The following is a 6,629-nucleotide window of genomic DNA, read 5'->3' as shown; positions in this document are numbered from 1 at the left end:
AAAAGAAGAAAAGCTACGACTGATGTAAGATTGTATGGGTGGACTCCGGATTTAGGGGGCTGAGCCGATAATGCACCAGAATGGCAGCGAGTTGGGCGCGGCGAGCTCGATAAGGTGCAATACTGCACCAGAATGGCGGCTAGCTGGGCGTGGTGAGCGCGATAAGGTGCAGAAATGCACCATAATGGGAGCGAGTTGGGCGTGGTGAGCGCGATAAGGTGCAGAAATGCACCAGAATGGCAGCGAGTTGGGCGCGACGAGCGCGATAAGGTGCAGGAATGCACCAGAATAGCGGCTAGCTGGGCGTGGTGAGCGCGATAAGGTGCAGAAATGCACCAGAATGGCAGCGAGTTGGGCGCGACGGGCGCGATAAGGTGCAGAAATGCACCTGGGCCGCGCCGCTAGTGAGTTACGGCCAACAGGTCGCGCGCACTGCCACATGAGCACGGTTGTTATATGGATAAAAGCTGAGGCATTTACCTTTTGGATAGGGTGGATGCCTTTTTTTCATATCACAATGAGGTTGAATTGACAGCTTCACAGCGCTCACTTAGACTGGTGAGGTTGAACAAGATCGGGTCATTATTGGAGGCATAACAGCGTATGGCAAATGAATGGTTCACAGGCTGGCGGCATGTATTCAAGCTGGATCCAGATAAGGAATTAACAGACGAAGCGCTGGATGCAATCTGCTTGTCGGGAACGGATGCAATAATGGTCGGAGGATCTAGCGGGGTGACGTTCGAGAATACAGTGGATCTCATGTCGAGAATTCGCCGCTACGAGGTGCCTTGCGCACTGGAAGTGTCTTCAATGGATGGGGCTGTACCAGGCTTCGACGGGTACTTCATACCTATGGTCCTTAATACAGACCGAGCGGAATGGATTCTAGGCCATCAGACCATGGGGCTGCTCGAATACGGCACCTTCGTCCCCTGGGATGAGACGGCAGCGGAGGGCTATATTATTCTGAACGGCGAGGCGACAGCGGCTAAGCTGTCCGGAGCGAACGCGGGCCTCGGCACACAAGAAGTCATTGCTCTCACTCGGATGGCTACCCGAATCATGAAGTTGCCGGTCGTGTACTTCGAGTACAGCGGGCGGTTCGGGGATATGGAGCTGGTGCGACAGGCAGCCGCGCAAGCCGGGGCAGACAGCAGAGTGTTCTACGGCGGCGGAATCGACAGTGCTGAACGGGCTCGTCAGGCGGCAGAGGCTGTGGATACAGTAGTTGTAGGCAACGTCATCTATACCGATCTGGACAAGGCATTATCTACAGTCGCTGCTGTGAAGGACGCCAGCTATGTGAGACGGAATGGTTAGTACCTCTAACCCGGGCAAGCTGCATGCCGCACGGAGCCATCTCCCGTGTTACGAGAACAGATTAATCATGCCGACTATTCTCTGCTGAGATAAATTACTACGAAGTCTAAATTGACACCTCCATGCCCTTAATCTACACTGAGAGATAGGCGAACAAATGGGAACAAAGGAGTTAACCTATGTATCAATCGATCGGTATTGAGGAAGCGGTGAAGAAGCTTAATCCGCCGCAACAGGAGGCAGTTCGGGCAACGGACGGACCCTTGCTTATTATGGCAGGAGCGGGCAGCGGCAAGACGCGCGTGCTAACGCATCGTATAGCTTATCTAATAGAGAAGAAGCGCGTAGCTCCGTGGAGCATACTCGCGATTACCTTCACGAACAAGGCTTCCCGCGAGATGAAGGATCGCGTCTCTACGCTCGTTGGTCCGTCTGGAGAGGACATCTGGGTATCTACCTTCCACTCGATGTGTGTTCGTATCCTGCGAAGAGATATCGACCGGATCGGCTTCACCTCGAATTTCTCCATCTTGGATTCGGCAGACCAATTATCCGTCATACGCAATTGTATGAAGGATATGAATATCGATACGAAGAAGTTCGAGCCGAAGGCCGTTCAAGCTTCGATTTCAGGCGCGAAGAATGAGCTGATCTCTCCGGAGCGGTATGAGGAGAAGATTGGCGATTATTTTCAAGGGATAGTGGCTAAGGTATTCACGATGTACCAGAAGCGTCTCATGAGCAACAACTCGCTGGACTTCGACGATCTCATCATGATGACGATCAAGCTGTTCAAGGATGTTCCGGAGGTGCTTGAATTCTATCAGAACAAGTTCCGCTATATCCATGTCGATGAGTATCAGGATACGAACCGTGCGCAGTACATGCTCTGCAACATGCTAGCGGACAAGCATCATAATATATGTGTCGTTGGGGACAGCGATCAGTCGATCTACCGTTGGCGCGGCGCGGACATTACGAACATTCTCAACTTCGAGGAGGATTATCCGGAAGCCCGGACGATCATGCTCGAGCAGAACTACCGGTCTACCGCCAACATCCTGAACGCTGCGAATGCGGTCATTAAGCTGAACTCCGGCCGCAAGCCGAAGAAGCTGTGGACGCAGCAGGGCGAGGGCGATATGATCTCGCTCTATCAAGCAGACTCCGAGCATGATGAAGGATATTATGTGACGGGCGAGATTCGGAAGAATGTGAATGGCGGCCGCAAGTTCGCGCATCATGCGATTCTGTACCGTACGAATGCCCAGTCACGGGTCATAGAGGAGATTCTTATCAAGTCGGATATTCCGTATCAGATTGTCGGAGGCATCAAGTTCTACGATCGGAAGGAGATTAAGGATCTGCTTGCTTATCTGCGGCTGGTCTCCAATCCGGATGACGATATCTCTCTGCAGCGGGTCATTAATGTGCCGAAGCGGGGTATAGGCGACACGACAATGGGCAAGCTTGCGGAAGAGGCAGCTAGACGCGGCGTCTCCATCTACCGGGTGCTCGGCCAGATGGATGCGCTCGAGATAAGCGGCCGGACCCGTGCAGCGTTGGCGGAATTCAGAGACATGATTGATAACTTGACCCGAATGGTGGATTATCTGTCGGTCACCGAGTTGACGGAGAAGATGCTGGAGCTGTCTCAGTATAAGATGGAGCTGCAGCGTGAGAATACGCTGGAGTCGAAGGCGCGGATGGAGAATATTGACGAGTTCCTGTCGGTGACGATGGACTTCGAGAAGCGTAACGAGGACAAGACGCTAGTCGCATTCTTGACCGACCTGGCTCTAATTGCTGATATCGACTCTATGGACAAAAAAGACGAAGACGACACGCCCAAGGACGCCGTCGTCCTCATGACGATGCACAGTGCGAAGGGCCTTGAATTCCCGGTCGTCTTCATCATCGGGATGGAGGAGAGCATATTCCCGCATTCCCGCGCGCTCATGGACAATGATGAGCTCGAGGAAGAGCGCCGTCTCGCTTATGTCGGCATCACCCGTGCGGAGGAGCGGCTGTATCTGACTTGCGCGCGCATGCGGACGATCTTCGGCCGCACGAGCGCCAACATGCCATCACGCTTCCTGGAAGAGATTCCAGAGAGCGTGAAGCAGGCAGCCGCGCCCGCCGGCACGATCGGCGGCAGCGGACGCTTCAGCGGCGGAGCCGGCGCCTCATACGGCGCCGGCAGCCGCTCAGGCGCAGGCCGCGCGCCAGGCTATGGCGCGCCGGCTGGCGCCGGGGGACGGCCCCCTGGCAGCGCCTATGGGGCCGGAGCCGCCGCGGGCGGCCGCAGCAGCGTGCGCGTGAGCACGCCGCTGGATGCCGCCGCCCGGGCGGGCGGGGCTGGCGCCGCCGCTAGCGCAGGCGGCGAAGCCTCGGGCTCGTTCGCGGCGGGAGACCGTGTCGCTCACGGCAAGTGGGGCGAGGGTGTCATTGTATCCGTCAAGGGGACGGGCAATGACATGGAGCTGCAGATCGCATTCCCGGCACCGGTCGGGATCAAGCGGCTGCTGGCCGGCTTTGCGCCGATTACGAAGGTGCAATAATCCGTTTCACTCTTTCACTCTTTTAGCTTACACGACTTACACGAACACCACGGAACGGTGCGGATGAACCATCTTTTACATGACAGCATAGGAAGGCAGCATCCGATTAGGGATAACGCCTGCTGAGGAGATGGTTCAAGCTGCACCGTTCTCTCTACATATAGCAAGGTTCACTATGATTAAGAGAGGGGGCTTCCTCGTGGAAGTCAACACGCAGGCAGAGGTGCTGCAGCGCATGAAGGAGCTGGCGGAGGAGATAACCCGTCACAATTATCATTACTATACGTTAGACAAGCCTACCATCTCTGACGCGGAGTGGGACAAGCTCTACGACGAGCTGGTTGGGCTTGAAGTATCGAGCGGCCTCGTGCTGCCTGATTCCCCAACCCAGCGGGTAGGCGGCGAGGTTCTGAAGGGATTCGAGCCTCACCGTCACCGCTCCCGTCTATGGAGTCTCGACAAGGCACAGAACTTCGAAGATCTGGCCGCATGGAACGGCCGCGTCTTGCGAGGCATCGCCGACTACAACGCCAAGCATCCGGACGAGACACCGCTGCCAGAGCCTCAGTATGCGGTGGAGTACAAGTTCGACGGGCTGACGCTGAACCTCACTTACGAGGATGGCCAGCTTGTTCAAGCTGCGACGCGCGGCAACGGGGTTAATGGTGAGGGGATACTGGCGCAGGTGAAGACGATTCGCTCGGTGCCTCTGACAATTCCTTTCACGAACGGGATTATTGAAGTGCAGGGGGAAGGGATCATGTTCCTCTCCGTCCTTGACAAGTACAACCAGACTGCGGCTGAGCCTCTTAAGAATGCTCGTAATGGAGCTGCAGGCGCCCTTCGCAACCTCAATCCGAAGACGACGGCGGAGCGGAAGCTGAATGCGTTCTTCTACAACATCGGCTATGCAGACGGCGTCACATTCGCTACCCATCAGGAGCTTCAGCAGTTCCTGCATGACAATCACTTCAAGGTGAATCCGTACGTATCGTACTGGAATACGCTTGAGGAAGTGCAGGCTGAGCTGACCCGGATTGCCGAGCTGCGCCCAACGCTTGACTTCTTAATTGACGGAGCGGTCGTGAAGCTGGTCGATATGCGTACGCGTGACGTGCTGGGCTATACCGACAAGTTCCCTCGATGGTCGGTCGCGTTCAAGTTCGAGGCGGAGGAGACGACGACCGTGCTCGAATCCGTATCGTGGAACGTGGGCCGTACGGGCAAGATTACACCTCTGGCGCGAGTGGAGGCCGTTGAGCTGGCGGGTGTGACCGTGCAGAACTGTACGCTTAACAACGTCGGTGACATTGAGCGCAAGGGGCTGAAGCACGCCCTAGGCACCCATGTATTCATACGCCGCTCCAATGATGTGATCCCTGAGATTCTAGGTAAGGCAGATGAGGCCGAGACTGGGGAGGAGATCGTCTATCCGACGGCCTGTCCTTCCTGCGGTACGGAGCTGGAGCAGCGCGGGGCCCATCTGTTCTGCAACAACAAGCTGGGCTGCCGTCCGCAGATTATCGGGCGTATTACACACTTCGCGACGCGCGATGCGATGGATATCGAGACATTCAGCTCGCAGACCGCGGAGCAGCTCTATGCCGAATGCGAGGTGCGCGACCCTGCGGATCTCTATGCCCTAACCTATAATGATCTTATTAATCTAGACCGCTTCGGTGCCAAAAAAGCCCAAAAGCTTCTCGATGCCCTCGAGAAGTCCAAAAGCCGTGACCTTGCCGCGTTTCTATACGCGCTCGGCATCCCGAATACCGGCAAAGCGACGACGCGCGTCCTTGCCGACCACTTCCTCAGCCTCGCCGCTGTCCGCTCGGCTGCCCTTGAAGACCTCATCACGCTGCCGGACGTCGGCGGCATTGTGGCAGAGTCCATCGTCTCCTTCTTCGCCGATGAGACCGTGGCCGCGAGCATAGATAAGATGCTCGCGTACGGCGTGAAGGCCGAGGCCGAGCAGCCGGTGGAGGTGCGTACGGATAGTATTTTCAATGGCAAGACGGTTGTACTCACAGGTACCCTGAGCTTGATGACACGCGACGAAGCAGCGAAGAAGCTGGAGGCTTGCGGGGCGAAGGTATCAGGAAGCGTATCGAAGAAGACCGACTTCCTCATAGCTGGTGAGAGCGCGGGCAGCAAGCTGACGAAGGCACAGGAGCTTGGCATTACGATTATAGAGGATGAGAATGAGCTGCTTAAGCTTCTAGGTGAGGGATAGCTTCTTCCTTGTCTGTTGACTGTGCGCACTACGGAACACCCTTTGATAAGCGCGTCCAGTAGCGGGTATTCGAAGGGTGTTTCTGTTTTCGGTAGAGCATCGGAGCAATTACCATTTTTTGTTGTTTGCAATGTCTTGTAGATATGTGTTACATTATTTCTTGTCGCTTCGGGGCATACGGCAATAACGAATGAGAGCAGCTAAGCCGCTTGAAAATAAGTTGTTGACAAGCCTGAACGAAGCTGGTAAAGTAATACCTTGTCACCACGGAACAACAGGAAACGACATAAGGTGACTGCAACAAACAAGTTCTTTGAAAACTGAACAAATGGATCTTGTCATCCGTTAAATAAAGCTTTAAACAAGCTAGCAAGTCTAGTGAGCTACAATCTTTCTACCGTGAGAATAATCCATCGGCCTTCAGCCGAAAGATTATTCCACTTTAATGGAGAGTTTGATCCTGGCTCAGGACGAACGCTGGCGGCGTGCCTAATACATGCAAGTCGAGCGGA

General features: G+C 55.2%; 3 protein-coding genes and 1 rRNA gene. All 4 read left to right on the top strand.

Translation table 11 applies throughout. The features are described from left to right. Window positions 1-603 precede the first annotated feature (603 nt). Entirely contained in the window at window positions 604-1,323 is a 720-nt protein-coding gene (locus ACFO9Q_RS22015; RefSeq protein WP_379185738.1) for a heptaprenylglyceryl phosphate synthase, read from the top strand. Between the two features lie 179 nt (window positions 1,324-1,502). Next, entirely contained in the window at window positions 1,503-3,884 is a 2,382-nt protein-coding gene (gene pcrA / locus ACFO9Q_RS22010; protein WP_379185737.1) for a DNA helicase PcrA, read from the top strand. Window positions 3,885-4,119: 235 nt separating this feature from the next. After that, complete coding sequence (gene ligA / locus ACFO9Q_RS22005; protein ID WP_379185739.1) at window positions 4,120-6,117, top strand: NAD-dependent DNA ligase LigA; 1,998 nt, start codon at window positions 4,120-4,122, stop codon at window positions 6,115-6,117. 442 nt (window positions 6,118-6,559) lie between these two features. After that, window positions 6,560-6,629: ribosomal RNA gene (locus ACFO9Q_RS22000) — 16S ribosomal RNA — on the top strand; the annotation flags it as partial.

Source organism: Paenibacillus sp. GCM10023252, assembly GCF_042653305.1.
Taxonomy (GTDB): domain Bacteria; phylum Bacillota; class Bacilli; order Paenibacillales; family Paenibacillaceae; genus Pristimantibacillus.
Note: the sequence above shows the minus strand (reverse complement) of the source record. Positions and strands in the feature narration are given on the sequence as shown.